The sequence below is a fragment of the Pseudomonas pichavaramensis genome, assembly GCF_050473265.1.
Classification (GTDB): domain Bacteria; phylum Pseudomonadota; class Gammaproteobacteria; order Pseudomonadales; family Pseudomonadaceae; genus Aquipseudomonas.
On record NZ_JBJKFJ010000023.1, the window covers coordinates 1 to 26,725 of the forward strand.

Annotated in this window: 22 protein-coding genes and 1 pseudogene; 8 read left to right on the top strand and 15 right to left on the bottom strand. The window is 62.8% G+C overall.

Going from position 1 to position 26,725, the window contains the following annotated elements:
- The 13 genes and pseudogenes from ACJRW5_RS24135 to dksA form a co-directional block, all read right to left on the bottom strand.
- Positions 1 to 408: pseudogene (locus ACJRW5_RS24135) on the bottom strand (class I SAM-dependent rRNA methyltransferase); the annotation flags it as partial.
- A gap of 169 nt (positions 409 to 577) precedes the next feature.
- Complete coding sequence (locus ACJRW5_RS24140) at positions 578 to 1,444, bottom strand: oxygenase MpaB family protein (RefSeq protein WP_484573013.1); 867 nt, start codon at positions 1,442 to 1,444, stop codon at positions 578 to 580.
- A gap of 70 nt (positions 1,445 to 1,514) precedes the next feature.
- On the bottom strand, positions 1,515 to 3,452 hold the full coding sequence (gene acs, locus ACJRW5_RS24145; RefSeq protein ID WP_484573014.1) for an acetate--CoA ligase: 1,938 nt from the start codon (positions 3,450 to 3,452) through the stop codon (positions 1,515 to 1,517).
- Positions 3,453 to 3,586: 134 nt separating this feature from the next.
- The gene (gene pgi, locus ACJRW5_RS24150) at positions 3,587 to 5,251 is read right to left on the bottom strand and encodes a glucose-6-phosphate isomerase (protein ID WP_484573015.1); all 1,665 of its coding nucleotides are present in this window, start codon (positions 5,249 to 5,251) and stop codon (positions 3,587 to 3,589) included.
- An 80-nt stretch (positions 5,252 to 5,331) separates the two neighbouring features.
- On the bottom strand, positions 5,332 to 6,189 hold the full coding sequence (gene panC / locus ACJRW5_RS24155; protein WP_484573016.1) for a pantoate--beta-alanine ligase: 858 nt from the start codon (positions 6,187 to 6,189) through the stop codon (positions 5,332 to 5,334).
- Complete coding sequence (panB, locus tag ACJRW5_RS24160) at positions 6,186 to 6,986, bottom strand: 3-methyl-2-oxobutanoate hydroxymethyltransferase (RefSeq protein ID WP_484573017.1); 801 nt, start codon at positions 6,984 to 6,986, stop codon at positions 6,186 to 6,188. Before panB ends, panC begins: the two co-directional genes overlap by 4 nt.
- A gap of 264 nt (positions 6,987 to 7,250) precedes the next feature.
- Positions 7,251 to 7,739: a 2-amino-4-hydroxy-6-hydroxymethyldihydropteridine diphosphokinase gene (gene folK, locus ACJRW5_RS24165; protein ID WP_484573018.1), complete on the bottom strand. Its 489-nt coding sequence runs from the start codon at positions 7,737 to 7,739 to the stop codon at positions 7,251 to 7,253.
- A complete protein-coding gene (locus ACJRW5_RS24170) occupies positions 7,736 to 9,127 on the bottom strand; it encodes a polynucleotide adenylyltransferase PcnB (protein ID WP_484573019.1) in 1,392 nt (463 codons plus the stop codon). The genes folK and ACJRW5_RS24170 overlap by 4 nt, the downstream gene beginning before the upstream one ends.
- Positions 9,128 to 9,957: 830 nt before the next feature.
- Positions 9,958 to 11,391, bottom strand: coding sequence for a sigma-54-dependent transcriptional regulator (locus tag ACJRW5_RS24175; protein ID WP_484573020.1), 1,434 nt, complete (start codon positions 11,389 to 11,391; stop codon positions 9,958 to 9,960).
- 53 nt (positions 11,392 to 11,444) lie between these two features.
- Positions 11,445 to 14,399, bottom strand: a complete 2,955-nt coding sequence (locus tag ACJRW5_RS24180) for a sensor histidine kinase (RefSeq protein WP_484573021.1) — start codon at positions 14,397 to 14,399, stop codon at positions 11,445 to 11,447.
- A complete protein-coding gene (locus ACJRW5_RS24185; protein WP_003244646.1) occupies positions 14,383 to 14,559 on the bottom strand; it encodes a hypothetical protein in 177 nt (58 codons plus the stop codon). The genes ACJRW5_RS24180 and ACJRW5_RS24185 overlap by 17 nt, the downstream gene beginning before the upstream one ends.
- A 102-nt stretch (positions 14,560 to 14,661) precedes the next feature.
- Positions 14,662 to 15,546, bottom strand: a complete 885-nt coding sequence (gene gluQRS, locus ACJRW5_RS24190) for a tRNA glutamyl-Q(34) synthetase GluQRS (protein ID WP_484573022.1) — start codon at positions 15,544 to 15,546, stop codon at positions 14,662 to 14,664.
- A 78-nt stretch (positions 15,547 to 15,624) separates the two neighbouring features.
- Positions 15,625 to 16,071, bottom strand: a complete 447-nt coding sequence (dksA, locus tag ACJRW5_RS24195) for an RNA polymerase-binding protein DksA (RefSeq protein ID WP_484573024.1) — start codon at positions 16,069 to 16,071, stop codon at positions 15,625 to 15,627.
- Between the two features lie 258 nt (positions 16,072 to 16,329).
- On the opposite strand from dksA, the gene ACJRW5_RS24200 reads away from it, so the two are divergent.
- Positions 16,330 to 17,511 (top strand): pyridoxal phosphate-dependent aminotransferase, encoded by a 1,182-nt coding sequence (locus tag ACJRW5_RS24200; RefSeq protein ID WP_484573025.1) that lies wholly within the window; start codon positions 16,330 to 16,332, stop codon positions 17,509 to 17,511.
- On the top strand, positions 17,501 to 18,208 hold the full coding sequence (gene sfsA, locus ACJRW5_RS24205) for a DNA/RNA nuclease SfsA (protein WP_484573026.1): 708 nt from the start codon (positions 17,501 to 17,503) through the stop codon (positions 18,206 to 18,208). The genes ACJRW5_RS24200 and sfsA overlap by 11 nt, the downstream gene beginning before the upstream one ends.
- 43 nt (positions 18,209 to 18,251) lie before the next feature.
- Here the strand turns inward: sfsA and ACJRW5_RS24210 are convergent, their stop codons facing one another.
- Both ACJRW5_RS24210 and ACJRW5_RS24215 read right to left on the bottom strand, forming a co-directional pair.
- Positions 18,252 to 18,569 (bottom strand): Rieske (2Fe-2S) protein, encoded by a 318-nt coding sequence (locus tag ACJRW5_RS24210; protein ID WP_484573027.1) that lies wholly within the window; start codon positions 18,567 to 18,569, stop codon positions 18,252 to 18,254.
- 114 nt (positions 18,570 to 18,683) lie between these two features.
- Entirely contained in the window at positions 18,684 to 20,894 is a 2,211-nt protein-coding gene (locus tag ACJRW5_RS24215; RefSeq protein WP_484573028.1) for a TonB-dependent hemoglobin/transferrin/lactoferrin family receptor, read from the bottom strand.
- Between the two features lie 175 nt (positions 20,895 to 21,069).
- Between ACJRW5_RS24215 and ACJRW5_RS24220 the strand changes: the two genes are divergently transcribed.
- From ACJRW5_RS24220 to ACJRW5_RS24245, 6 genes are all read left to right on the top strand, one after another.
- The gene (locus ACJRW5_RS24220) at positions 21,070 to 22,140 is read left to right on the top strand and encodes a hemin-degrading factor (protein WP_484573029.1); all 1,071 of its coding nucleotides are present in this window, start codon (positions 21,070 to 21,072) and stop codon (positions 22,138 to 22,140) included.
- 1 nt (position 22,141) lies between these two features.
- Positions 22,142 to 23,029 (top strand): heme/hemin ABC transporter substrate-binding protein, encoded by an 888-nt coding sequence (locus tag ACJRW5_RS24225; RefSeq protein ID WP_484573030.1) that lies wholly within the window; start codon positions 22,142 to 22,144, stop codon positions 23,027 to 23,029.
- 50 nt (positions 23,030 to 23,079) lie between these two features.
- Positions 23,080 to 24,063 (top strand): FecCD family ABC transporter permease, encoded by a 984-nt coding sequence (locus ACJRW5_RS24230; RefSeq protein WP_484573047.1) that lies wholly within the window; start codon positions 23,080 to 23,082, stop codon positions 24,061 to 24,063.
- Positions 24,063 to 24,830 (top strand): heme ABC transporter ATP-binding protein, encoded by a 768-nt coding sequence (locus ACJRW5_RS24235; RefSeq protein ID WP_484573031.1) that lies wholly within the window; start codon positions 24,063 to 24,065, stop codon positions 24,828 to 24,830. Before ACJRW5_RS24230 ends, ACJRW5_RS24235 begins: the two co-directional genes overlap by 1 nt.
- Positions 24,831 to 24,849: 19 nt before the next feature.
- Entirely contained in the window at positions 24,850 to 25,734 is an 885-nt protein-coding gene (locus ACJRW5_RS24240; RefSeq protein ID WP_484573032.1) for a ChaN family lipoprotein, read from the top strand.
- Between the two features lie 61 nt (positions 25,735 to 25,795).
- The gene (locus ACJRW5_RS24245; protein WP_484573033.1) at positions 25,796 to 26,203 is read left to right on the top strand and encodes a nuclear transport factor 2 family protein; all 408 of its coding nucleotides are present in this window, start codon (positions 25,796 to 25,798) and stop codon (positions 26,201 to 26,203) included.
- Positions 26,204 to 26,725: the final 522 nt, after the last annotated feature.

The following is a 26,725-nucleotide window of genomic DNA, read 5'->3' on the forward strand; positions in this document are numbered from 1 at the left end:
AAGAAAAAGCAGTGGGTCCTGCCCTGCGTGGCGGCCGCGTACCCGGTAATTGAGGCCCCATTCCTGGCCGACCAGATCCTCCAGTGCCGCTTCCGTGGGCTGGAACAGTGTCGGGTCGCGGTCGATACGCGAGTTGCCTTTGGAGCGGTCGTTGTAGACCAGCAGCAGCGTTTGGCCAAGATGCTTTTCGACGATGCTGGCTACGCCTTGCAGGTCTTCTGCAGGCAACGGCTGGTGAAAGCTTTGTACCAGCAACTGCGGGCCGTAGCGGTCGACGGTCAGGCCTGGCACACCTTCCTGACTGCCGTGGAACAGACGGTAACAGTCGGTGCCTTGCGTCTGCAGCTCGGACAGCAGGCTTTCACGGGCGGTGAGTGCGGCGCGCAGCGCCTGATCAAGAGCGGGCATGCGCGGCATCTCGGAGAAAGGAAGGCCGACAGTTTATCAAGAAAACGGGCGGCTTCCGCAGCAGTCTGACGCAGCCCGGATACAGTCCGGGGAGGTCGAGAGATAGTTATCCCGGATTGCATACGGGCTACGTTTCCCTGCTTCTCCGCTGCGCGCGTTGGCCTCGCACCTAATGCGCCAGACGCCTTCGGGCACGCTGCGCGGCGCTGTTGCGTACGGCCCAGCGCAGAACAGTGGCGGTGCGTCCTACGCTGGCGCGGATCAGTGGGCGGCGCCAGGCGGGCTGCTGTTCGCCAAGCATATCGCTGGCCCAGTCGGGTAGCAGGTCGATGCCGGCTTGCATCATCAGCTTGCCGAAGGGCTTGGCCAGGATGCTGGGCATCGGGGCGCTATACAGCAGCCGTACCACTTCGCGGGTACGTTCATCGCAGAGCAGCTGCGGGCGCATACGTTGCAGGTAGTCGGCGATGGCCTGGGCCGATTTGGGCACGTCCTGTGCGCCTAGGCGCTCGGCGATCAGCGCCACCTCGCGGTAGTAGCGGTCCTGTTCGGCCGGCGCCAGGTGCGGATTGACGTAGCGCAGGTAGCCGCCAAGGAACTGGCTGACCTCGGAGACGTGTACCCAGGTCAGTAGCGCCGGATCGCTGGCGGCATAGGGTCGGCCGTCCGCTGCGTTGCCGACCACCTGCAGGTGAATGGTGCGTACCTTGTCGATCAGTTGCTCGGCGTCGTGCAGGCCGCCGTAGCTGGTAGCGGCGATGAACAGGCTGGTGCGGCGCAGTCGGCCGATCATGTCCTGGCGGAAGGTGGAGTGATCCCAGACGCCGGCCAGGGCTAGCGGGTGCAGCATCTGCAGGAGCAGGGCGGAAATGCCGCCGACCATCATCGCGGTGAAGTCGGCATGCACCTCCCAGACCATCGACTGCGGGCCGAACAGGCCGGCATCGCCGCGTGGCTGGTCGAGGTCGAGCACGCCCAGCGAGGCGCCGGTGAGGCTGTGCACCTGTTTTTCGATCTGACGACGTAGGCTTTCCATGGCGCGCATTTTCGGCGCTTGGCTGGCATACGACAAGATGGCCCCGGACCTTTCGGGCCGGGGCCAAGCGTCAGCGGTTGAGCCGTTGCTCCATCAGGCTGTCGACCACGCTGGGGTCAGCCAGGGTCGAGGTGTCGCCCATGTTCTCCAGTTCGTTGCAGGCGATCTTGCGCAGGATGCGTCGCATGATCTTGCCCGAACGGGTCTTGGGCAGGCCTGGTGCCCACTGGATCAGCTCCGGCTTGGCGAAGCTGCCGATCTCCTTGCCGACAAGGCTCAGCAGGTCTTTCTTCAGGTCCTCGGACGGCTCCTGGCCGCTCATCAGGGTGACGTAGGCATAGATGCCCTGACCCTTTACGTCGTGCGGGTAGCCGACCACGGCGGCTTCGGCCACGGCATCGTGCAGTACCAGTGCGCTTTCCACCTCGGCGGTGCCGATGCGGTGGCCGGAGACGTTGATCACGTCATCGACGCGACCGGTGATCCAGTAGTAGCCATCCTCGTCGCGACGGGCGCCGTCGCCGGTGAAGTAGTAGCCGGGGTAGGGCTTGAAGTAGGTGTCGATCATGCGCTGGTGGTCGCCGTAGACACTGCGGATCTGGCTCGGCCAGCTGGCTTTGATGGCCAGCACGCCGCTGCCGGGACCGTCGATTTCCTTGCCTTGCTCGTCGAGCAGCACCGGTTGTACGCCGAAGAACGGACGGGTCGCCGAGCCCGGCTTGAGGTCGGTGGCGCCCGGCAGCGGGGTGATCAGGATCGAGCCGGTCTCGGTCTGCCACCAGGTGTCGACGATCGGGCAGCGCATGTCGCCGACCACGTGGAAGTACCACTCCCAGGCTTCCGGGTTGATGGGTTCGCCGACGGTGCCGAGCAGGCGCAGGCTTTCCCGAGAGGTGCCTTTCACTGCCGCTTCGCCTTCACGCATCAGCGCACGCAGAGCGGTGGGTGCGGTGTAGAAGGTGTTGACCCGGTGCTTGTCGATCACCTGCCAGAAGCGCGAAGCGTCCGGGTAGTTGGGCACGCCTTCGAACATCAGGGTGGTCGCGGCATTGGCCAACGGGCCGTAGACGATGTAGCTGTGCCCGGTGACCCAGCCGACATCGGCGGTGCACCAGTAGATATCGCCTTCGTGGTAGTCGAACACGTACTTGTGGGTCATCGCGGCGCCGAGCAGATAGCCGCCAGTGGTGTGCAACACGCCCTTGGGTTTGCCGGTCGAGCCCGAGGTGTAGAGGATGAATAGCGGATCCTCGGCGTCCATCGGTTCGGCCGGACAGTCGGCATCGACTTCCTTGAGTGCCTGGTGATACCAGATGTCACGGCTTTCCACCCAGTCGACCTCGCCTTGGGTGCGCTCGACCACCACCACGCTGGAGACATTCGGACAGCTTTGCAGGGCCTTGTCGACGTTGGCTTTCAGGGGGATGTACTTGCCACCACGTACGCCTTCATCGGCGGTGATCACGGTGCGGCAATCAGCATCGAGGATGCGGTCGCGCAGTGCGTCGGGGGAGAAACCGCCGAACACCACCGAGTGCACGGCGCCAATACGCGCGCAGGCGAGCATGGCGTAGGCGGCCTCGGGAATCATTGGCATGTAGATGCACACCCGGTCGCCTTTTTTCACGCCACGGCTTTTCAGCACGTTGGCCAGACGACTGACGTTGTGGTGCAGCTTGTTATAGGTGATGTGTGCGGATTCGGCGGGGTTGTCGCCTTCCCAGATGATGGCGACCTGTTCGCCACGTTGCTGCAGATGGCGATCGATGCAGTTGTAGGCGACGTTGAGCTGGCCGCCCTTGAACCATTCGGCACGGCCCTGTTTCAGGTCGCTGTCGTGGACCTGGTCCCAGGGTTTGAACCAGTGCAGAAAGGCCTTGGCCTGCTCGGCCCAGAAGGCATCGGGTTGTTCGACCGACTGCCGGTACTGGCGCAGGTAGGCGTCGTTATCCAGGTGTGCACGCTGGCGCACCGCGTCGGCCACGGGGTGACGGGTGATCTCGAACATGGCGGGGTCCTTGTAATTGTTTGTCCGCAACAAGCACAAGGGTGCACCCAAGCCGATGCCGGCTTCAAGGGGCGATGTTCGATGAGTGGCGGTAACACTGCCCGGCAGTGGCGCCGGACAGTGTTATTGGTGGGTCAGCCGCGATGGCGCTCGCGGAAGTGGGCGATCAGGCCCTGGGTCGAAGCATCTGCGGCATTGTTGTCGAGCTGGCCGGTCAGGCGCTGATAGACGTCCTTGCCCATTTCCTTGCCCAGCTCCACGCCCCACTGGTCGAAGGCGTTGATGCCCCAGATGGCGCTCTGCACGAACACCTTGTGCTCATACAGCGCCACCAGCGCGCCCAGTTCGAATGGCGCGATGCGGTTCATCACCAGGATGTTGCTCGGACGGTTGCCGGGGATGACCTTGTGCGGTGCGAGGCGCTGCACGTCTTCCTCGCTCATGCCCTTGCCGCGCAGTTCGGCTTCGGCCTCTTCGCGGTTTTTGCCCTGCATCAGCGCCTGTGCCTGGGACAAACAGTTGGCGAACAGCCACTGATGATGATCGGACAGCGGGTTGTAGCTGTTGACCGGGACGATGAAGTCCGCCGGCACCAGCAGGCGGCCCTGGTGCAGCAGCTGGTGGTAGGCGTGCTGGCCGTTGCAGCCCACGCCGCCCCAGATGATCGGACCGGTGGCGATGTCCAGCGGGCTGCCGTCCTGGCGCACACTCTTGCCGTTGGACTCCATGTCCAATTGCTGCAGGTGCTTGGTGAAGTTACGCAGGTAATGGTCGTAGGGCAGGATGGCGTGACTCTGTGCGCCCCAGAAGTTGCTGTACCAGATGCCCAGCAGGGCCATCAGTACCGGCATGTTCTCGGCCAGCGGCGCCTGGGTGAAATGCTGGTCCATGGCGTAGGCGCCGGCCAGCAGTTCCTTGAAGTTGGACACGCCGATGGCCAGGGCGATGGGCAGGCCGATGGCCGACCACAGCGAGTAGCGGCCGCCGACCCAGTCCCACATGGGGAAGATGTTCTCTTCGCCGATGCCGAACTCGATGGCCGCCGCACGGTTGCTGGTCACCGCGATGAAGTGGCGGTGCAGCTCTTCTTCCGGGCCGCCCATGGCCAGGTACCAGTCGCGTGCGGCCAGGGTGTTCTTCAGGGTTTCCAGGGTGCCGAAGGATTTGCTGGAGACGATGAACAGAGTGGTTTCCGGGTCGAGGCGGGCAGTCAGTTCGCGGAACTCGCTGCCGTCGATATTGGCCAGGTAATGGCAGCGCACGCCGCGCTGGGTGAACGGGCGCAAGGCTTCGGAAACCAGCTGCGGGCCGAGGAAGGAACCGCCGATACCGATGTTGACCACTTCCTTGATCGGCTTCTCGCTGTAGCCACGCCACAAGCCGCTATGAATACGGCTGACCAGCTCGGTGACCTGATTCAGAACGCGGTGCACCTCAGGGATGATGTCCGTGCCGTCGACCACCTGACAGTGACCCACCGGGCTGCGCAGTGCCGTATGCAGGGCCGCGCGGCCTTCGGAGGCATTGACGTGCTCGCCATCGAACAGGTTGCTGATGGACTCATGCAGGCCAGCCTGCTCGGCCAGTTGTATCAGCAGTTCGAGGCTGCGTTCGTCGATCAGGTTTTTCGAGTAATCCAGCAGCAAGCCGCAACTGTCGAGCGAGAAGCGCTGAAAGCGCCGTGCATCGGCGGCGAATGCCTCGCGCATGCTGAACCCGGCCATTTCGGCGCGGTGCTGCTGCAGGGCCTGCCAGGCGGGCAGAGTGGTGACATCGTGAGGCTGCTGGTAATAGGCCATCGGAGCTCCTGATCCGCTAAAGCAAAAGGCCCGGATCGATCCGGGCCTTTGAGAGTGTAACCGGCTGTCTTTGGAGACAGCTACTGCGCGGGCAGTTCAACCAGTAGATTGTCGATCAGGCGGGTGTTACCCAAATGTGCGGCAGTAAGCACTACCAGGTGACGGTCGTCGAGCTGCGCAGGGCGCAGGGTCAGCGCGTTACGGATTTCCAGGTAGTCGGGAGTTAAACCGGCTTCGCGTTGCCGAGCCTGAGCCTCATCGACCAGTCGTGAATAATCGCGAGCGCCGCGTTGCAGCTGTTCGGCGACGGCTTGCAGGCCGCGATACAGGCTTGGGGCAATGCTGCGCTGTTCGGCGCTGAGGTAGCCGTTGCGCGAGGACAGGGCGAGGCCGTCTTCGGCACGTCGAGTCGCTACGCCGATGATCTGGATCGGCATGTTCAGATCCTGCACCAGCGCACGGATCACCGCCAGTTGCTGGTAGTCCTTCTCGCCGAACACGGCCAGATCTGGCTGCACCATGTTGAACAGCTTGGTCACGACGGTGGCGACGCCTTCGAAGTGCCCTGGTCGGCTGGCGCCGCAGAGGCCTTCGGAAACCACGGGAACGCTGACGCGGGTCTGGTCGCCCATGCCGTGCGGATAGATCTCGCTGACATCAGGATGGAACAACAGGTGGCAGCCTGCGGCCAGCAGCTTCTCCTGGTCGGCGGCCAGCGTGCGTGGGTAAGTGTCCAGGTCCTCTCCGGCGCCAAACTGCAGCGGGTTGACGAAGATGCTGGCGACCACGAAGTCGGCGCGCTGGGCAGCGGTCTCCACCAGTGAGACATGGCCTGCGTGCAGGTTGCCCATGGTCGGAACGAAGCCGATCTGCTTGCCCTCGGCGCGGGCCTGAGCAATCACGGCGCGCAGCTCGCGCAGGGTTTTTACCGTGTTCATGCGGAGAAACCATGCTCGGCAGCGGGGAAGTTGCCGTCCTTGACCGCTTGCACGTAAGCCGCGAAAGCGCCCTGAATGCTGCTTTGGCCTTCCATGAAGTTGCGCACGAACTTGGGCGCACGGCCTGATAGTGACAACCCGAGCATGTCGTGCTGGACCAGCACCTGGCCATCGGTGGCGACACCTGCGCCAATGCCGATCACCGGAATTTTCACCGCTTGGGTGATCTCGGCGGCCAGCTCGCTCGGCACGCATTCGAGCAGCAGCATGGCGGCGCCAGCCTGCTCCAGTGCCATGGCATCGGCTCGCATCTGCCGCGCCTGGGCTTCCTGGCGGCCCTGCACCTTGTAACCGCCGAGGATGTTGACCGCCTGCGGGGTCAGGCCCAGATGCGCGCACACCGGCACGCCGCGCTCGGCCAGCAGACGGATCGGCTCGGCCAGCCAGCCAGCGCCTTCCAGCTTGACCATGTGCGCGCCGGCCTGCATGAGTCTGGCGCTGTTGAGCAGCGTCTGCTCGATCGTGGCGTAGGCCATGAAGGGCAGGTCGGTGATGATCAGCGCGCCCTGGTTACCGCGTTTGACGCTTGCCGTGTGATACGCCATGTCCTCGATGTTAACCGGCAGGGTGCTGTCGTGGCCCTGCAGAACCATACCCAGTGAGTCGCCGACCAGCAGCACGTCAACGCCGGCCTGGCTGGCCGCGTGAGCAAAGGTGGCGTCGTAGCAGGTCAGCATGGCGATCTTTTCGCCGTTCTGCTTGAGGCTCTGCAGTGTGGTCAGGGTAACGTCAGGCATTTCAAAGGTCCTCGCTCAGGCTCGGTATACCGCTTCTATCTGGCTGCAATCCGGCCTGGATTGGCATCAAAGGTGCGTCCGGCGCGGGGCGACGGGACGCCTATAGTCCTGATGGGGGGGCACGAAGTCAATTGCAGGTGTTACCGCTCTGTTACTGGCGTTACCGGGCATGTTCGGTTGTGTGGAGGGCTGCCCTGTGGGAGGCGCTTCAGCGGCGAGCTTTGCGGGTCGCGGCAGAGGCCCCTCCCACAGAAGCTTGCCGGGTTACCCGGGCAGACGCTCCAGCCCCTCGAAGGGGCAGGCGTCGAGTAGTGCACGCAGGCTGCGGCCGTCCGGCAGTTGCAGATCGGCGGCAAGTTCGGCGAGCGGGTAGAGCACGAACGCGCGCGCATGCATGTGATAGTGCGGCACGGTCAGGCGCTCGTCGGCGATCAGCCGCTCGCCGAACAGCAGCACATCCAGGTCCAGCGTGCGCGGCCCCCAGCGCTCGGCCTTGCGCACGCGGCCTTGCTCCTGCTCGATGCGTTGCAGGCCGTCGAGCAGGGCCCAGGGCTGCAGCTCGGTGTCCAGCGCTGCGACCGCATTGACGTAGCGCGGCTGATCGGCAGGGCCGAGTGGGTCGCTGATATAGAACGAGGAGTGCGCCTGCAGCCTGCTGTGCGGCAGCTGGGCGATGGCATCGAGCGCCGCGCGCAGCTGCTGCAGCGGCTCGGCCAGGTTGCTGCCGAGGCCGATGTAGACCCGCTCCATCATTCGCCGCCGCTTTCGCTGCTGCGCTTGCGGCGATTGTTGTTACGGCGGCGTTTGCGCGGTGCGCTAGTGGTGCTTTCGCCTTTGCCCGCGAGGTCGCGAATCATCTGTCGACGCTGACTGTCGTTGGCTTCCTGGTAGTCCGTCCACCAGTCGCCCAGGCCACCGGTATTCTCGCCAGCCAGTTCGCGCAGCAGGAGGAAGTCATAACCGGCGCGGAAACGCGGATTCTCCAACAGCAGGTCGGCGCGCTTGCCGCTGCGGCGTGGCAGACGCTCCTGCATGTCCCAGATTTCGCGAATCGGGATGGTGAAGCGTTTGGGCACGGCAATACGCTGGCACTGCTCGGCGATCAGCGTGTGGGCAGCTTCCTGCATGGCCGGAATCGGCGGCATGCCTTTGTCCTGCAGTTGCAGCACCCGCGCCGGTAGCGCGGGCCAGAGCAGGGCGGCGAAGAGGAAGGCCGGGGTCACCGACTTGCCGTCATGGATGCGGTCGTCGGTGTTGATCAGCGCCTGGCGGATCAGCTTCTCGGTGTACTCGGGATTGTGCTTGAGCGCTTCGCCACTGGCCGGAAACAGCTGGGCGAACAGGTTGTGTTCGAGCAGCAGGTCGAAGGTGTATTCGGCATAGCCGGCGAGGAACAGCTTGAGGACCTCATCGAACAGGCGAGCCGCCGGGATGTCACGCAGCATCGGTGCGAGGCGGCGAATCGGTGCGGCGCTGTGTTTCTCGATGTCGAAATCGAGCTTGGCGGCGAAGCGCACTGCACGCAGCATGCGCACCGGGTCCTCCAGATAACGTTGCTCAGGGTCGCCGATCAGACGCACCTGGTGGTTACGTACGTCATGCATGCCGCGGGCGTAATCGAGGATGTGTTCCTGAGTCGGATCGTAGTACAGCGCGTTGATGGTGAAGTCGCGGCGCTGAGCGTCGTCCTCCAGCGTGCCGTAGACGTTGTCGCGCAGGATGCGACCGCTCTCGTGACGGGCGGACTGGTTGCTGTCGCCTTCGTCCTCACCCTGCGGGTGATTGGCGCGGAAGGTGGCAACCTCGATGATTTCGCGACCGAAGTGCACGTGGACCAGCTTGAAGCGGCGACCAATCACCCGTGCGTTGCGGAACTCGGCGCGCACCTGCTCCGGGGTGGCGCTGGTGGCCACGTCGAAGTCCTTGGGGTCGATATCCAGCAGCAGATCGCGTACGCAGCCACCGACCAGATAGGCCTGATAGCCGGCTTTCTGCAGGCGCTCGACCACACTGATGGCGTGGCGACTGATCTCGTTGCGCTTGAGTGGATGTTGGCGGCTGCTCAGCACTTCGGGCGTGCTGCGTGGGCGGGGGGCACGGCGCAGAGGTGAGCGGAAAGAGGTGAACAGCTTTTTCAGCATGGGAGGCACTGTTTGGATAAGTGGCCGGTCAGCCTCACGTGCTGTTGAACAACTGGCGGCATGGGCAGCGTGGCGTCGAACTCAGCCACGAGACGCTGATTTACAACCTGTAAATTCTGCTCTCTCGGGTGTTCTTGCCTCGTGCTGCCTTTGGCGGCAACGTTTTTCAACGGCATGCGAAACGATGACCGCATGATTGCTGCGGATTCTAGCATCGTGTCGGGAGAAGGTGTGTAGAAGGGAGGCAGGCCGGGGATCCGGGGACTGGAAGCTACTGGGGGAGCCGAAGCTCCCCCCCAAGTTGGTGCGTGCTCTGTTTTTATTGTTATTGAGGGCCTGTTGTTTTTGTTGTCGACCCTTCCCGGCTTGCCGTGGCTTACCGGGTGCTCCCTAAAGAGGGGAGCCAATAGCAAACGGATTTCTTTGGACGCTGATGTTGCCATTAACCAACCAGTTCGGGTGCTGCCTGAAGACAGTTTTGTTGTTCTCGGTCTGGTCGCTGGGGATACCCCCGCGGCAACTCCTCTCCAAAAGAATCAGTTAGCTGCGCCTCCGTACCTTATTGTTTTTGTTGTTCTGGAGTCGTTACGTCTTGTTCTTATTGTGTAGGGCATTGCTTGTTATTGTTGTTGTGCTAGAGATAAAGCAGTTGCCGTGCCAACTTTTGAGATTCCTTGTAAAACAAGGGGTTACGGCTATTCGAGGTGTCGGGTGAGGGAGAAAAAAGCCGGGTTTTCGTTACCGATAGACCCGGCCTTTGTTACGAGATATTGAAACGGTAACAACTTGTGGAACCAGTGTGCGGAGCGTTTGTCACCGTTACCGCCGCGTCAAGGGCCGCTGGTCACACCCGATTTGCGGCGAGGAATGCCCAGGCGCTGACGACGCTCCCACAGGCATTTACGGCTGATGCCCAGCTTGCGTGCCAGCTCGGTCTCGGTCATGTGGTCCTGATGCTCGAGAACGAAATGCTGGAAGTAGTCTTCTAGTGACAGGTCCTCGGTCGGCTCGTGACTGTTGCCGCTGCTCTGCCCGGAGGCTGCCGGCAGGCCGAAGTCCTCGTCTTCCAGATCATCCAGTTCGATATCGATGCCCAGCAGGTCGGCAGAAATTTCCGACCCTTCGCAGAGAATCACCGCGCGCTCGATGGCGTTCTCCAGTTCGCGCACGTTACCCGGCCAGGGGTAATGACGGATCGCCTGCTCGGCGTCATGGGCAAAACGCAATGGGTCGCGGCCCATGCGTGTGTACTGGCGCACCAGGAAGGCCTGGGCGATCTCGATCACATCGCTACCACGCTCGCGCAACGCTGGCAGCTTGAGGGCGATCACGTGCAGGCGGTAGTAAAGGTCTTCACGGAATTGGCCGGTCTTGGCCAGGGTCTTCAGGTCTCGGTGGGTGGCGGCGATCAGGCGCACGTCGACCTTTTGCGATTGCACCGAGCCAACCCGGCGAATCTCGCCTTCCTGCAACACGCGCAGCAGACGCGCCTGGGCTTCCAGCGGCAGTTCGCCAATCTCGTCGAGAAACAGCGTGCCGCCGTCGGCGGCTTCCACCAGGCCGGCGCGTCCAGCGCTGGCGCCAGTGAACGCCCCCTTCTCGTGGCCGAACAGCTCGGACTCGATCAGTGTTTCCGGAATCGCCGCGCAGTTCACCGAAATCAGTGGCGCCTTGGCACGTTTGGACAGGTTGTGCAGGGCACGGGCGACCAGCTCCTTGCCGGTGCCGGACTCACCCTGCACCAGCACGTTGGAGTCGGTGGGGGCGACCTTGCGAATTTTGCTGTAGAGATCCTGCATGGCGGCGCAGGAGCCGATGATGCCGATCTCGCCGTTGGCGTTTTCTGCTGCCTTTTCCGCAGCGCCACTGCGTGCACTGCTGGCGGCTGATGGCGTTGGTGCGCTTTTGGCTTCCTGGCGGTCGCGCAGGATGCGGGCGACGGCCTGCAGCATTTCGTCGTGGTCGAATGGTTTGGCGATGTAATCGACAGCGCCCATCTTCATCGAGTCCACCGCCGAGCGCAGGCTGGCGTAACTGGTCATGATCAGCACCGGGGTGCCTTCGGCCAGCTTGATCAGTTCGGTGCCGGGAGCACCAGGCAGGCGCAGGTCGCTGACGATCAGGTCGAAGCCGGGAATGCTGTAGCGTTCCTGGGCCTCTTGTACCGAGCCGGCTTCACTGACCTGGTACTGGTTACGTTCGAGCAGGCGGCGCAAGGCAGAGCGGATAATGGTTTCGTCTTCGACGATAAGAATATGTGGCATCAATTCGTTCTCTCGGCGGTCACGGAGGTGCGGTCAGCACCTGCTTTCGCTGTTTACATCGCTACGGACGTCGCCTCGACATGCCTTGGCAGAGTGACCCGGATTCGAGTGCCCAGTTGGCGCTCGGGGTCGGCCGGGCTGTCGATTGTTATTTGTCCATAATGCTCTTCCACGATCGAATAGACCAGTGCGAGGCCCAGTCCGGTCCCTTCTCCGGGGTCCTTGGTGGTGAAAAAAGGCTCGAACAGACGGTCGATGATCGCCTTGGGAATTCCGCTGCCTTCATCCTCGACGATCAGGTCGACGGTATGTTCGCTGGCTTCGCTGCGCACGCGGATCGCGCCGCCGGGCGGTGAAGCGTCACGCGCGTTGGACAGCAGGTTGATCAGTACCTGAGCCAGACGTTGCGGGTCGCCCTCGGCCCAGTGCTCCGGGTCGCAAAGGTTGTAGAACTGGATATCGAAGTTGCGCTTGTTTAGCGACAGCAGGCCGATGGCGTCCTGCGCCACGTCGGCCAGGCATACCGGCTCGTCGCTGCGTTGGTGACTGCCGGAGTGGGCAAAGCTCATCAGCGACTGGACGATGCGCGAGACGCGCTTGGTCTGTTCCAGTATCTGCCCGCTGATCTCCGTCAGCTCGCCATCGTTTTCGCGCTCTTCGCGCAGGTTTTGCGCCAGGCAGGCGATGCCGGTGATGGGGTTGCCGATCTCATGTGCGACCCCGGCGGCCAGGCGACCGATAGAGGCCAGGCGCTCGGAGTGCACCAGCTTGTCTTCCAGCATCTGGGTTTCGGTCTGGTCCTCGACCAGCAGCACCAGGCCACTGTTACCGGGGGCCAGGGGTTCGTCGATGGCGGCCTTGTGCAGGTTCAGCCAGCGGATCTGCCCGTCCACGGCCAGGTGTTGTTTGTGCAGGTGCTGGTCCGGGCGCTCGATGAAGTCCTGCAGGAGGCTGTGCCAGGGTTCGGCCAGGGCGCTGAGACGCGAGCCGACGATGCGCTGGGCGGGAATCTCGGTGAGCTCCTCCATGGCGCGGTTCCACATCAGGATTTCCTGGTCCTTGGCCAGCGAGCACACGCCCATCGGCAGTTCCTGCAGGGTCTGGCGGTGGTAGCGGCGCAGGGCGTCGAGTTCGGCGGCGAGGCCAGTGAGGCGCGACTGGTAGTCTTCCAGGCGGCTCTCGATGAAGTGGATGTCCTCGGTGACGTAACCTTCACTGCCAGACTTGTAGGGCAGGAAGGTCTCGACGATGTCCTGCGCCACGCTGGGGCCCATCAGGCCGGACAGGTTGGCCTCGATGCGGTCGCGCAAACGGCGCAGGGCGTAGGGGCGGCTTTCGTCGAAAGGTAGATGCAGGTCACGCAGCGCTTGCTCCACTTCGCGCTGGGCGGTCTTGGCGCCCAGCGGCTTGGCCAGTTGCGCGGCGAACTCCTGTGGGGTCGCGGCGACCAGTTCGCGGCGTTGCGGGCGGCGTACGTTGTCCACGGCACAGGCTTCGGCGGCGCTCTTTTCCTCGGGGCTGGCTTCGGTGAACAGCGACACCAGAGTGAACACCAGCACGTTGGCGGCCAGCGAGGCGATTGCGGCCAGGTGCCAGCTGGCATCGTCGAGCACATAAATGACGTTGAACAGCGGCAGGTAGAAGCCTTCCAGATTGCCCAACAAAGGCAGGAGCATGGTCAGCGCCCAGACGCAGATACCGGCCAGCAAGCCGGCGAGGAAGCCGCGACGGTTGGCGGTCTGCCAGTACAGCACCGAGAGCACGCCCGGGAGGAACTGCAGAGTGGCGACGAAGGCGACGATGCCGAGGTTGGCCAGGTCCTGCTGCGCGCCGAGCAGCAGATAGAAGCCATAGCCGGCCATGATGATGAAAGCGATCAGCGCGCGGCGTGTCCATTTCAGCCAGCGATAGATGTTGCCCTCAGCCGGTGGCTGATACAGCGGCAGCACTAGGTGGTTGAGCGCCATGCCTGACAACGCCAGGGTGGAAACGATGATCAGCCCGCTGGAGGCCGACAGCCCGCCGACATACGCGAGCAGGGCCAGCGCCTCGCTGTTCACCGCGATGCCCAGGCCGAGGGTGAAGTATTCCGGGTTGGTGGTCGCGCCCAGTTTCAAACCGGCCCACAGTATCAGGGGCACGGCCAGGCTCATCAACAGCAGGAACAGCGGCAACCCCCAGCTGGCGCTGACCATCGCGCGCGGGTTGAGATTCTCGGTGAAGGTCATATGGTACATGTGCGGCATGACGATGGCTGATGCGAAGAACACCAGCAGCAGGGTGCGCCAGGGGCCTTCCTGCAGCGGGGTGTGCAGCGTGGAAAGCGCCGCCTGGTTCTGTACCAGCCACAGCTCCAGCTCGTGCGGGCCACCGAACACCTGGTAGAGGGCGTACCAGCCGATCACCCCCAGAGCCGTCAACTTGACCAGCGATTCGAAGGCGATGGCGAACACCAGCCCTTCATGTTTTTCCCGGGTGGCGATATGGCGGGCGCCGAAGAGGATGGTGAACAGAATGATCAGCCCGCAGTAACTCAGCGCTACCTTCTCCTGCAGGGGCTCACGACTGAGGATGCCGATGGAGTCGGCCACTGCCTGGATTTGCAGGGCCAGCAGCGGCAATACGCCGATCAGCATGAACAGGGTGGTCAGCACGCCGGCCCAGGTGCTGCGAAAGCGGAAGGCAAACAGGTCGGCCAGCGATGACAGCTGGTAGGTGCGGGTAATACGCAGAATTGGATAGAGCAGCACCGGGGCGAGCAGGAAGGCACCGGAGACGCCCAGATAACTGGCCAGGAAGCCGTAGCCGTACTGATAGGCCAGGCCCACCGTGCCATAAAAGGCCCAGGCGCTGGCATAGACGCCCAGCGACAGGGTGTAGGTCAGCGGGTGGCGAATGATCCAGCGCGGGATCAGGCCGTGTTCGCTGACCCAGGCCACGCCGAACAGCACCAGCAGGTAGCCGGCGCTGATCAGGATCAGTTCGCTCAGGCTAAAGCTCGTCAGCATCGCGTTGGCTCTGAAGAATGAAGGTCACGACGATCAGGATCAGCCACAGCAGGTACGGGCGGTACCAGGCGCCATTGGGGTCGATCCACCAGTCCATGATGGCCGGTGAGAACAGGTAGATCCCTACAACCAGGATCAGAACCAGTCGGTAGATATACATGTGGCATCTCGTCGAAAGATGCGGCGATGGTAAAGGAAGCGGCGCGTTGCAAGCCACCAACTTGAGCCGGAGTACGTAGGGCGCACCCTCGCCGGGGCACACCTACTTCAATTGCGCTTCGGCCAGTGTGCGGCTGCGTGCGATGCGGCTGGCGTCCCAATGGGCGATGCCCCATGCCAGCAGCTCGGCAGGGGCTGCGCCCTGCAGCTCGTCAGGTGGCTGTTGGCCCAGCGCGCGCAGGGCGCGCAGCAACAAAGGCCCGGCTTGATCGGCGGGCAAGGGTGGTGAGCGGTAGCTCTTGCCCAATTTGTGGCCATCCGGCTGGATGATCAGTGGCACGTGCAGGTAACGCGGTTGCGCCAGCCCTAGCAACTCCTGCAGGTAGAGTTGGCGCGGTGTCGAGTCGAGCAGGTCGGCGCCGCGCACCACATCGGTAACACCCTGCCAGGCGTCGTCCAGCACCACGGCGAGCTGATAGGCGAACAGGCCATCGCGGCGGCGAATGACGAAATCGCCCACTTCACGCCCCAGGTGCTGGCGGAATTCACCTTGTACACGGTCGATGAAGTGATACTCCAGCTCGGGTACGCGCAAGCGGATAGCGGCGTTCTGGTCGGGGTGACAGGCATTGCGGCAGAAGCCGGGGTAAATGCCGGCATGGCCTTCGAGCTGCTTGCGCGAGCAGGTGCAGGCGTAGGCCAGGCCCTGGCTGAACAGGCGGCTGATCAGCTCGGCGTAGTGGGCATGGCGCTCGCTCTGGCGCACCAGCTCGCCATCCCATTCGAAGCCGTAGTTCTCCAGGGTGCGCAGGATCGCGTCCTGAGCGCCGGGGACCTCGCGGGGCGGGTCTAGGTCTTCCATGCGCAGCAGCCAGCGGCCGCCAACGGCACGGGCGTCGAGATAGGAGGCGAGGGCGGCGACCAGCGAGCCGAAGTGCAGGTAGCCGCTGGGCGTGGGCGCGAAACGGCCGATATAGGAAGTGTTCATCGCGGCGAGGCTAGCGAGCGCAGCGTCAGGATGGAAGTGCAGAAACAGAGCGGGGCGCCTAAGCGCCCCGTCGTCAGATCAGGAACCGATCTGTTTTTCCTTGATTTCCGCCAGCGTTTTGCAATCGATGCACAGGGTAGCGGTGGGGCGGGCTTCCAGACGGCGAATGCCGATTTCGACGCCACAGGAGTCGCACCAGCCGTAGTCTTCGTCTTCGATCAGCTGCAAGGTTTCGTCGATCTTCTTGATCAGCTTGCGCTCGCGATCACGGGCACGCAGTTCCAGGCTGAACTCTTCTTCCTGGCTGGCGCGATCCGCCGGATCGGGGAAGTTGGCCGCTTCGTCCTGCATGTGGTGCACGGTACGATCGACTTCCTGCATCAGCTCCAGCTTCCACTTATTGAGGATGCTGGTGAAGTGAGCGCGCATCGGCTCGCTCATGTATTCCTCGCCTTTCTTCTCTTGATAGGGCTCGAAACCACGAATCAGCTGGCTGGTGCTTTTGGCTTTTTCTTTTGTGGGCATGGATGACGCCTCTCACTCTTTCGAATCCATCGCGCAGGTTATTCCATTGCCAGACGGTTTTCCGGCCCTGCGACTGCAAGCCGGCGAACTTACCAGATCGAATCGGGGCGCGCTACTCCCGGTTGTCTCTGCTTTGTCCGGGGTGTGAACGAAATCTGCGCGGGACTGACTGGCAAGCGTAGCGGCGCTTTGGCGCCCTTGCCGTTGTCTGAGGCGGCCCTGCTAGAATCCGCGCCTCGCAATCGGGAAGACAGATCCATGGCTCAGCTCTATAGCGGGCGCAGTCGCGCCATCGAACCCTTCCATGTCATGGCTCTGCTGGCGCGTGCCAACGAGCTGCAGGCCGCCGGTCACGACGTCATTCATCTGGAGATCGGTGAGCCGGATTTCACCACCGCCGAGCCGATCATCCGCGCCGGTCAGGCCGCGTTGGCTGCCGGGCACACCCGATACACCGCGGCTCGCGGTTTGCCGCAGCTACGCGAAGCGATTGCTGGTTTCTACGCCGAACGTTACCGGCTCAATGTCGATCCACAGCGCATCCTCATCACGCCGGGCGGCTCCGGTGCGCTGCTGCTGGCCGCCAGCCTGCTGGTCGATCCCGGCAAGCACTGGCTGCTGGCCGACCCTGGCTACCCATGCAACCGCCACTTCCTGCGCTTGGTCGAAGGTGCTGCGCAACTGGTGCCGGTTGGTCCGGAGGTGCGTTATCAGCTCACCCCGCAACTGGTCGAGCGGCACTGGGACGCTGGCAGTGTCGGCGCGCTGGTCGCTTCGCCAGCCAACCCGACCGGGACGCTGCTGCTCAAAGATGAGCTGGCGGCGCTGGCGACCTGCCTGAAGCAGCGTGGCGGCCATCTGGTGGTGGACGAGATTTACCATGGCCTGACCTATGGCTGTGATGCGCCGAGTGTGCTGGAGGTGGATGATGACGCCTTCGTGCTCAATAGTTTCTCCAAATATTTCGGCATGACCGGCTGGCGCCTGGGTTGGCTGGTGGCACCCGAAGCCGCGGTGCCGGAGCTGGAGAAGCTGGCGCAGAACCTTTATATCAGCGCACCGAGCATGGCTCAGCATGCGGCGCTGGCCTGCTTCGAGCCGGACACCCTGGCCATCCTCGAAGAACGCCGCCACGAATTCCAGCGTCGCCGCGACTACCTGTTGCCGGCACTGCGTGAGCTGGGGTTCGGTATCGCCGTCGAGCCTGAAGGCGCCTTCTATCTATATGCAGACATCAGCGCCTTCGGCGGTGATGCCTTCGCCTTCTGCCGCCACTTCATCGAAACCGAGCATGTGGCGTTCACCCCAGGGCTGGATTTTGGTCGCCACCAGGCGGGGCATCATGTGCGTTTCGCTTATACGCAGAACGTCGAGCGCCTGCAGCAGGCTGTCGAACGTATTGCCCGTGGCCTGAAGAGCTGGAAGCCCGATGCGCTTTGATCCGCCCCTGGAAGAAGGGCGCTTGCTGCGCCGCTACAAGCGCTTTCTTGCTGATATCGAGACCGCCAGCGGCGAGAAGCTGACCATCCACTGCGCCAACACGGGGTCGATGCTCAACTGCATGAGCGAAGGCTGCCGGGTGTGGTTCAGTCGCAGCAACGACCCCAAGCGCAAGCTGCCGGGTAGCTGGGAAATCAGCGAAACGCCGCAGGGGCGGTTGGCCTGTATCAACACTGCGCGGGCCAATGCTCTGGTGGAGGAGGCGCTACGCGCCGGGCTGATCAGCGAGTTGAACGGCTTCACCGCGCTCAAGCGCGAGGTGCCCTATGGGGTGGAGAACAGCCGCGCCGACTTTCGCCTGGACTACCCCGACGGGCCGACCTTCGTCGAGGTCAAGAGTGTCACCCTGGGCTTCGCTGGTAGCGACGTGGCCGCTTTTCCCGATGCCGTGACGCAGCGAGGCGCCAAGCACCTGCGTGAGTTGGCAGCGCTGGCGCGTGTTGGTGTGCGCACCGTGCAACTGTACTGCGTGAATCTTTCCGGCATCACTGCAGTGCGGGCTGCCGAGGAAATCGACCCGACCTACGCCGCCGGCCTGCGTGAGGCCAAGGCGGCTGGTGTCGAAGTGCTGGCTTACGGCGCCGAACTCACGCCTGAGGGCATCGCCTTGGTTCGTCGGCTGGACGTTCTGGCGTAGGGTGCGCTGTGCGCACCGGCTTCTGCTTTGGGAGCAGCGCCCCCTAGGGTGCGATCCAGATTCCGTTTGCGTCTTCCTTGCATTCCAGCGTCTGCAGCGCCTGGCCTTCGCAAGGCCCGGCCACGCATTCACCGTTTTCGATCAGAAACAGCGCGCCATGGGTGGCGCAGCGAATCAGGCTGCCGCTGTCATCGAGAAAGTCGTCCTTCTGCCACTCCAGGGCTATGCCGCGGTGTGGGCAGCGGTTGAGATAGGCATGCACCTGGCCGTCGCGGCGGATGGCGAGCAGATTCAGTTGGTCGATCAGAAAGCCCCGGCTCTGACCTTCAGCCAGTTCGTGTGGGGCGCATAGGCGAATCATCGTGTTCTCTCGTGTGTGTCCTTCTGCCATGGGCGGAAGGTGGCGCGTGGCGCCGTCAACGAGGCCGATTATCCCGCAGGAAAGAGGAGGGCGCATCCATGCGCCAAGTGGAACTCAGAATTGCCAGGATGCCGATACGCGGAAGTTGCGTCCTGGTTCGCTGTAGTAGTCAACGGGTTGTGCTGCGGTTCGGCCACCCGTGCTGGGGACATTGATCGCGTTCCAGTACTTCTTGTCGAACAGGTTGAACAGGCCTGCCTGCAGTTTGACGCCATCCAGTACAGCCGGTTGCCAGTAGCCGGTCAGGTCGACTACGGCGTAACCCGGCGCCTTGAAGTCGCCGTCGTTCTCGACCTTGTTGCGACTGCGTGCAGCGGTCAGCATCAGATCTGCGCCGTAGCGCTGCTCGGTGTAACTGAGGCCAAGGGTGCCGGTCAGTGGAGCTACCGAGTTCAGGTGCTGATTGGTTTGGCGATCCTTGCCCACAGCCCAGGCAATAGAAGACCAGAGCTGCCAGGACGGCATGAATTGCCAGTGCGCGCTGCCCTCGGCGCCGTAGATGCGCACCTTGTCGCGGTTTTCCATCACTTCGAAGAAGGTCGGGAATTCGCCGGGCTGGAAACCATAGTCCGCTTCATTGGCGGTGATGCTGTCGATGAAGTTCTTGTAGTGGTTGTCGAACAGGCTGATGGAGCCTCCCAGGTGGTCGTCGCCCAGGCGCGCGCCCACTTCGTAACCGGTGCTTTGCTCCGGCTTGAGGTTGGGATTGCCTACACGCGCGTAACCCATGCCAGAGTTGGTGAAGGTGCTGTACAGCTCGTTGACGTCCGGAGCCTTGAAGCCTTGCGCCCACTGCGCATAGAGGGTCGCCAGCGGGTGCGCCTGCCAGGTCAGCAGCAGGCTGCCGGACCACTTGGAGTCCTTGTTCTCGGCGAGCATCGCGCTGTCGCCGGCGAGTACGTAGCCACTGGTGCCGCTCTTGGGTTTGTACTCATAGCGGTCGTAACGCAAGCCGGGCGTGAGGGTCAGGGTATCGCTGAGGGCGATGTCGTCTTTCAGGTAGAGGCCATAGAGTGTGCCCGGCGTTTTCGGCATCTCGGCCTGATTGGTATGCAGGTTGACGCAGGCGAAGTAGATGCCAGCGGGTGTGCTGCCTGGCTGTGGCGGAAAGGGCGGTATCAGCACGGCGGGGCAGGCATCGTAACCGCCACTGTACTGCTCGGCTTCAACGCGGCTCCACTCGGCGCCCAGCGTCAGGTTGTGCTGGCCCAGTTGCTTGCCCAGGCTGGTGTTCACGCCGTACTGGGTCTTTTCAATTTCATTGCTACGGCCGAAGGGGCCGGCCAGGGTTCCTGCCCGAGTCGCATCGACTTCGTCTTCCCGGTAGAGCTTCTGCCAGTAGACCACGGTGTCTGCCCAGTCCAGCAGGTTGTTGCCATTCTCGGCGCGGTATTGATGGTCGAACGAAAGCCGCTTGCGTTCGTTGGTTTCGCGGCTGTCATAGTGTCGGGGGTAGTTGGCCGTGCCCTGGTTGATGCGGCTGTCTATGTCTTCGATGCGTTCGAACAGCTCGGCGGTCATGCCGATGCGATGGTTGGCAGACAGTTTCTGCTGGATCTTCAGCAGCAAGCTGTGTTGATCGGTATCGCTGGGGTTGGCGGCGGTACGCTGGGTACCGAGTACATTACCGTTACCCTGGTTTTCGAGTTCATGCCCTTGACGGCCACCAGCCTGGAGTAGCCATGAGGTGTCGTTGAATCGGCCCGCCAGTGCAGCGTTCAGCCCCCAGCTCTGATCTGCGCTGTCATAGTCGCTCTTCACCAGGGTGGCGAATTCGTCCCCTTCCCCCAGAAGATCATCCGGGCTCAGCGTGCGCAGTTGCAGCGCGCCACCCAGAGCCCCTGAACCGACCTGACTGGAGTTGGCGCCGCGGACCACGTCGATCGCGGACAGGCTCTGAAAGTCGATGCTGTCCAGACCACCATTTACCTCGCGTACTGCATCATTCAGCCAGGGCATGCGAATGCCGTCGATGGTGGTCAGGACGCGGTCGCGGTCCAGGCCGCGGATGTTGATGCTGTTGTTGTTGCGGTTGTAGTTCAGGCCAGGCTCAGCGCGCCGCGACAAGTCATCGAAGCTGCGTATCTGGCGACGCTCGAGCGTATCTGCATCGGTCTTGGTGGTGGTTGGCAATGACTGCTTGAGCGCGTTGGCGGTGACTTCGACATCGGGTAGTTCGGCCGGCGTGTTGGCCAGGGTTAGCGATGGAAACAGCATCAACAACGCCAGCCATGGACGGCGGCGGTAGGGCGGGTGAAGGGACATGGTGATGACTCCGGGCATGCTTGGCAGTTCTGCGACTGCCTGGTTGGCGACGGCGCAAGACGTTAACCAGATTATTTATCTGATGCAAATAATTCTCAGGTAGATTATCGTTTGGTGTCTTTGCACTGCTGTTCCGAAACAGTGGGCACGTCTTGCCGTGAGAGGAGTTGTCCCGATGAATAACGTGAATCCCGCCGTCTTGCCGGCTTCCAACCTTTATCAAACCTGGCAGAACCTGCGTATCGAGCAGCCGCGTCTGCGTGCCCGCGATGCGGCAGCCGAGTTGGGCGTCAGTGAAGTCGAGCTCACAGCGAGCCGCCTCGGCGTGGATGCCGTACGCTTGCGCACTGACTGGGCGCAGCTGCTACCGGGGCTGGGCGATCTGGGTTACATCATGGCCCTGACCCGCAACGAACACTGCGTGCACGAGCGCAAAGGGCTCTATCGTGAGGTCTCGGTCAGTGCCAATGGCGCAATGGGGCTGGTGGTCTCTGCCGACATCGACCTGCGGCTGTTCTTGAGCCAGTGGGCCAGTGCATTCGCCATTGCCGAGAACCGCGAGCGTGGTGTGCAGCGCAGCATCCAGATCTTCGACCGCCAGGGCGTTGCGGTACACAAGGTCTACCTGACCGAGCGTAGCGAGGAGGCGGCTTGGGCGCCGCTGGTCGAGCGCTTCCGTGACGAGGCGCAAAGCGCTGAACTGGATTTGCAGCCCCTGGCGGAGCGCCAGGCGCCGCGCGCCGACAGCCAGGTCGATGCCGCTGCGCTGCGCACTGACTGGGCTCAGCTGAAGGACACGCACCACTTCTTCGCCATGCTCAAGCGCCACGAGGTGGCCCGTACTCAGGCTTTACGTCTGGCCGGCCATGAGTGGGCCGAGCCGCTGGCCACTGCCGAACTGCCCCGGTTGATGGAGGCGGCCGCGCAGCGCGAGGTGCCGATCATGGTGTTCGTCGGTAACCGCCATTGCATCCAGATTCACACCGGGCCGGTGAGTAACCTGCGCTGGATGGACACCTGGTTCAATGTGCTCGATGCCGAATTCAACCTGCATTTGCGAACCACCGGCGTGGTCGAGCTATGGCGGGTTCGCAAGCCGAGTGTGGATGGGGTGATCACCAGCCTTGAGGCTTTCGATGCAGACGGTGAGTTGGTCGTTCAGTTGTTCGGCGCGCGCAAACCGGGCATGGCCGAGCGTGATGACTGGCGCGAGCTGGTCGAATCCATTGCCGTACTGGAGGCTTGAGATGTATTTGAAGCGGATCCTGCCACTGTGTGGCGCGCTACTGTTCAGTCCTCTCATCGCCGCTGCCGACCTGCCGCAGCGCTGGGTCAGCTCCGGCGGCTCGCTCAGCGAGTGGGTGGTGCGCCTGGGCGGCGAGCGCAAGCTGGTCGGTGTCGATACCACCAGCTTGCACCCCCAATCGCTGCGCCAATTGCCCAGTATTGGTTACCAGCGTGCGCTCTCGGCGGAAGGGGTGTTGTCGCTGCGTCCGGATATTCTGATCGGTAGCGAGGAAATGGGACCGCCGCCAGTGGTTGAGCAGATCAAGGCTGCCGGTATCCGTGTCGAGAACCTTTCGGCCAAACCCGAACTGGACGTGCTAGAAGCCAATGTACTGCGCCTGGGCGAGTTGCTCGGCACAGCGGAACAGGCGCGTGAGGAAATGGCGGCCTATCGGCAGGCTTTGCGAAATCAGGCGCAGTGGGTCGCCAGCGCGCGTGAGCGGCACCCGGCGCCGCGTGTGCTGATGCTGTTGGGGCATGCTGGTAGCAGCGTCATGGCGGCAGGTGAGGGCAGCCTGGCGGTGTGGATGATCGAGCAGGCGGGCGGTGAAAGCCGCACCGAGCACAGCGGCTACAAGCCGATTTCCAACGAAGCACTGTTGGCTATGGACCCGCAGGTAGTGATTTTTGCCGATCGTAGTCTGCAAGGTGAAGAGGCGCGCCAGGCATTGCTGAGTCAGAACCCGGTGTTGCAGCAGACCAGCGCTGCGCGTGATGGCCGACTGCTGAGCCTCGACCCGACGTTGCTGGTAGGCGGTCTGGGTCCACGCCTGCCAGAGGGGCTGGCCGAGTTGTCGGCAGCGTTCTATCCTTCCGAGCCAGCTCTGACGGCCGAACTCGACCGATGAACCCAGTTTTTCGTCCCCGCCCATTGCTGCTGGCAATGGGCGTTCTTCTATTGCTTTCGTTCTGGCTGTCTCTGGCCCTGGGGCCTGTCAGCCTGCCGTTGTCTGATACCTTGCTGGCCGCACTGCGCTTGCTGGGGCTACCTGTCAATGCTGACGGTCTGCAACAGGCCGAGCTGATTCTTGGCCAGATTCGTCTGCCGCGTAGTCTCCTCGGGCTGTGTGTGGGCATCGTGCTGGCGCTGTCCGGTGTGGCCATGCAGGGGCTCTTTCGCAATCCGCTGGCTGATCCGGGCCTGGTCGGTGTCGCTGGCGGAGCCGCGCTGGGCGCCGCCATCGCCATCGTCGGTGGCAGCATGATCGGTGGCCTGCCAGCGGCTATCGCGCCTTATTTGTTGTCGATCTGCGCATTCACCGGGGGGCTGATCGTGACCGCTGTGGTGTACCGTTTCGGTCGCCGCGAGGGGCAGACCAACGTCGCGACCATGCTTCTGGCCGGTGTGGCGTTGACGGCCATGTCCGGCGCCGGTGTCGGGCTGCTCACCTATCTGGCCGACGACGCGACCCTGCGCAGCCTGACCTTCTGGAACCTCGGTAGCCTGAACGGCGCCAGCTATCCGCGATTGTGGCCCTTGCTGCTGGTCACGTTGGGCATCGCAGTCTGGCTGCCACGGCGCGCCTCGGCGCTCAATGCGCTGCTGCTGGGGGAGTCAGAGGCGCGTCATCTGGGCTTCGATGTCGAGCGTATCAAGCTGGAGCTGGTCCTGTGCACCGCTCTGGGTGTCGGCGCTGCGGTGGCGGCGGCGGGCCTGATCGGTTTCATCGGGTTGGTGGTGCCGCATCTTATGCGCCTGCTGGTGGGGCCCGATCATCGCGTACTGCTGCCGGCGTCCTTGCTGGCTGGGGGCAGCTTGCTGCTGCTGGCCGATCTGCTGGCGCGTCTGCTGCTGGCGCCGGCGGAATTGCCGATCGGTATCGTTACTGCCCTGATCGGTGCACCGTTCTTCCTTTATCTGCTGGTACGAGGGCGAGCCTGATGTTACGCGCAGAAAACCTAAGCGTGCGCCGAGGCGGCAAGACCGTGTTGGCGGATATCGAGCTGGCGCTCCAGCCAGGCGAAGTGCTGGGTGTGCTTGGCCCCAACGGGGCAGGCAAGAGCACCTTGCTCGGCGCCCTGTGCGGCGAGCTCGAGCCGAACGAGGGGCGGGTGAGCCTCGACGCGCGAATGTTGAATGACTGGGAGGGGCGAGAGCGGGCGCGTCGTCTGGCTGTCTTGCCGCAGAGCTCGACGCTTGGTTTCGCCTTTCCGGTGGAGGCGGTGGTCGGTATGGGGCGCCTGCCGCATGCCAGTGGGCGTGTACGTGACGCCGAGATCGTCAGCATGGCACTGCGTGCCGCTGACGCCGAGCATCTGCAAGGGCGCAGCTATCTGGCGCTGTCCGGTGGTGAGCGTCAGCGCGTGCACCTGGCGCGGGTGCTTGCGCAGCTATGGCCCGGCGGGGAAGGGCAGGTGTTACTGCTCGACGAGCCGACTTCGGCACTGGACCCGTTGCATCAGCACACCACCTTGCAGGCGGTCCGCGATTTTGCCAGCCAGGGTGCGGCGGTACTGGTCATCCTGCATGACCTGAACCTGGCGGCGCGCTACTGTGATCGTATTTTGCTGCTGCAGGATGGACGCCCCCACGGCTTCGGCAGTCCCGAAGACGTACTACAGGCCGACCCGTTGCGCGCAGTGTTCGGCCTCGATGTGTTGATTCAGCGGCACCCGGAGCGCGGCCATCCGCTGATCGTGGCGCGTTGATTTGATTCAGGACCTCTCCATGCGAATGTTGTTGCTCTGCTGCCTGTCCTTGCTGGTTGCTTGCCAATCACGAGGTGTGTTGCCACCACCTGGTCCTATCGCGCCCGAGGGCCGTGATTATGCCGACCTGGGACTGATAGTCGACCTGCACAGCGGTGAAGCTATCTCCCCTGAGCAGTTGGTCAAACGCCTGTCGGCAGCGTCGCGGGTATTGGTGGGCGAGCAGCACGACAATCCGGATCACCATGCCCTGCAGCTGTGGTTGTCACGTGAGCTGTCTGCCCAACGTCCGCAGGGCAGTTTGCTGATGGAGATGATCAGTCCTGACCAGCAGGCCAGGGTCGAGCGGGCACAGGAAGAGGCGCGGGCCGGTCAGCCACCTGTCGATGCTATCCAGGCGCTGGCCTGGCAACCGGGTTGGGATTGGTCGATGTACGGTGCGCTGGTTCAGTATCAGTTGCGCCAGCCTTATCCGTTACTGGCGGCCAATCTGGATCGTGACGAGGTCATGCAGATCTACCGGCAGCGTCCGCTGTTGCAGGGACGCGCGTCCACCGCTGCGATTGTGCGGGAGAAGTTGCTGGGTGATATCCGCGAGTCGCACTGCGGCTTGCTGCCGGACAGCCAGATCCCGGCAATGCTTTCCGTCCAGCAACAGCGTGATCGGCGTATGGCCGAGGCACTGCTGGCGGCGGCGCAACCGAGCCTGTTGCTGGCGGGAGCCTTTCATGTACGCAAGGACCTGGGAGTGCCGCTGCATCTGGCAGACCTTGATGCTGGAGAGGGCAACGTTGTACTGATCCTGGCCGAGGTCGGGCGTGAAGTGGAGGCCTCGATGGCGGACTACGTCTGGTTCACTGCCGCGCAGCCAGAGCAGGATCACTGCGCCAAACTGCGACCCTAGGCGCCTTTCTTGCGCTGCTGGCGGGGTATTCTCGGCGCTTTGCCGATCTGGATGCTGCGCCATGCCCACCGATGTTCGCGACCTGCTGCAACGATATTTCACCGCCCTCAATGATCGGGACATTCGTGGTTGTCTGGCCCTGGTCAGTGATGATCTGGTGCTGGAGCCCAACCAGGGGTTTGCCGAACATGGACGTGCAGCATTTGCGGGCTATCTCGAGCGGCATTTGCACTGCTACCGCGAAACGTTCGAGCAACTGGTGATTTTGGTTGAGCCGCAGGGTAGCCATGCCGCTTGCGAGTATCGCGTGGTTGGAGAGTACCTGGCGACCGACGAGGGCCTTCCAGAGGCGTGCGGGCAGCGCTACGAACTGCGTGTAGGGGCGTTCTTCGAAGTTCGTGACGGCTTGATCTCGCGTATCAGCCTGCATTTCAACTTGCCGGACTGGTTGGCGCAGGTCGACGACTGAGGCGGCTATACGTGTTTTGCCCAGAAATCTGGGGCGGCACAGCACAAAAAAAACCCGGCAAAGAGCCGGGTTAATAACCGTGATTAGCCTGATGAGGAGATAATCTGAAGAGTCCGACTGAATGGTCTCTTTAGCTTATCGACTGATCTCGCGATCAGATGGTGTAATAATAACAATTCTCATTACGTCGTCAACGCCTTTTTGAGAATTTTTCTCATGGCGTTTCCAGGGTGTCGAGAAGGCAAAAAATCGCCGGGAGCGATTTTTGACGTCGGCTCCGCCGCCGACCCGAAGGGTGGCCACCAGAGATGGTAGGCCACACAAAAAAAGACCCGGCAAAGAGCCGGGTCAATAACCGTGATTAGCCTGATGAGGAGATAATCTGAAGAGTCCGACTGAATGGTCTCTTTAGCTTATCGGCTGATCTCGCGACCAGTTGAGATAATAATAACCGTTCTCATTATCAAGTCAACGCTTTTTGAGCGCATTCCTGAATTTTTTTGAGGGGCTCGCAAAAGCGAA

Excerpts from the sequence above, each read along its gene's own strand:
- ACJRW5_RS24140 (WP_484573013.1), bottom strand. The coding sequence starts at position 1,444 with ATGGAAAGCCTACGTCGTCAGATCGAAAAACAGGTGCACAGCCTCACC.
- acs (WP_484573014.1), bottom strand. The coding sequence starts at position 3,452 with ATGTTCGAGATCACCCGTCACCCCGTGGCCGACGCGGTGCGCCAGCGT.
- pgi (WP_484573015.1), bottom strand. The coding sequence starts at position 5,251 with ATGGCCTATTACCAGCAGCCTCACGATGTCACCACTCTGCCCGCCTGG.
- panC (WP_484573016.1), bottom strand. The coding sequence starts at position 6,189 with ATGAACACGGTAAAAACCCTGCGCGAGCTGCGCGCCGTGATTGCTCAG.
- panB (WP_484573017.1), bottom strand. The coding sequence starts at position 6,986 with ATGCCTGACGTTACCCTGACCACACTGCAGAGCCTCAAGCAGAACGGC.
- folK (WP_484573018.1), bottom strand. The coding sequence starts at position 7,739 with ATGATGGAGCGGGTCTACATCGGCCTCGGCAGCAACCTGGCCGAGCCG.
- ACJRW5_RS24170 (WP_484573019.1), bottom strand. The coding sequence starts at position 9,127 with ATGCTGAAAAAGCTGTTCACCTCTTTCCGCTCACCTCTGCGCCGTGCC.
- ACJRW5_RS24175 (WP_484573020.1), bottom strand. The coding sequence starts at position 11,391 with ATGCCACATATTCTTATCGTCGAAGACGAAACCATTATCCGCTCTGCC.
- ACJRW5_RS24180 (WP_484573021.1), bottom strand. The coding sequence starts at position 14,399 with ATGCTGACGAGCTTTAGCCTGAGCGAACTGATCCTGATCAGCGCCGGC.
- ACJRW5_RS24185 (WP_003244646.1), bottom strand. The coding sequence starts at position 14,559 with ATGTATATCTACCGACTGGTTCTGATCCTGGTTGTAGGGATCTACCTG.
- gluQRS (WP_484573022.1), bottom strand. The coding sequence starts at position 15,546 with ATGAACACTTCCTATATCGGCCGTTTCGCGCCCACGCCCAGCGGCTAC.
- dksA (WP_484573024.1), bottom strand. The coding sequence starts at position 16,071 with ATGCCCACAAAAGAAAAAGCCAAAAGCACCAGCCAGCTGATTCGTGGT.
- ACJRW5_RS24200 (WP_484573025.1), top strand. The coding sequence starts at position 16,330 with ATGGCTCAGCTCTATAGCGGGCGCAGTCGCGCCATCGAACCCTTCCAT.
- sfsA (WP_484573026.1), top strand. The coding sequence starts at position 17,501 with ATGCGCTTTGATCCGCCCCTGGAAGAAGGGCGCTTGCTGCGCCGCTAC.
- ACJRW5_RS24210 (WP_484573027.1), bottom strand. The coding sequence starts at position 18,569 with ATGATTCGCCTATGCGCCCCACACGAACTGGCTGAAGGTCAGAGCCGG.
- ACJRW5_RS24215 (WP_484573028.1), bottom strand. The coding sequence starts at position 20,894 with ATGTCCCTTCACCCGCCCTACCGCCGCCGTCCATGGCTGGCGTTGTTG.
- ACJRW5_RS24220 (WP_484573029.1), top strand. The coding sequence starts at position 21,070 with ATGAATAACGTGAATCCCGCCGTCTTGCCGGCTTCCAACCTTTATCAA.
- ACJRW5_RS24225 (WP_484573030.1), top strand. The coding sequence starts at position 22,142 with ATGTATTTGAAGCGGATCCTGCCACTGTGTGGCGCGCTACTGTTCAGT.
- ACJRW5_RS24235 (WP_484573031.1), top strand. The coding sequence starts at position 24,063 with ATGTTACGCGCAGAAAACCTAAGCGTGCGCCGAGGCGGCAAGACCGTG.
- ACJRW5_RS24240 (WP_484573032.1), top strand. The coding sequence starts at position 24,850 with ATGCGAATGTTGTTGCTCTGCTGCCTGTCCTTGCTGGTTGCTTGCCAA.
- ACJRW5_RS24245 (WP_484573033.1), top strand. The coding sequence starts at position 25,796 with ATGCCCACCGATGTTCGCGACCTGCTGCAACGATATTTCACCGCCCTC.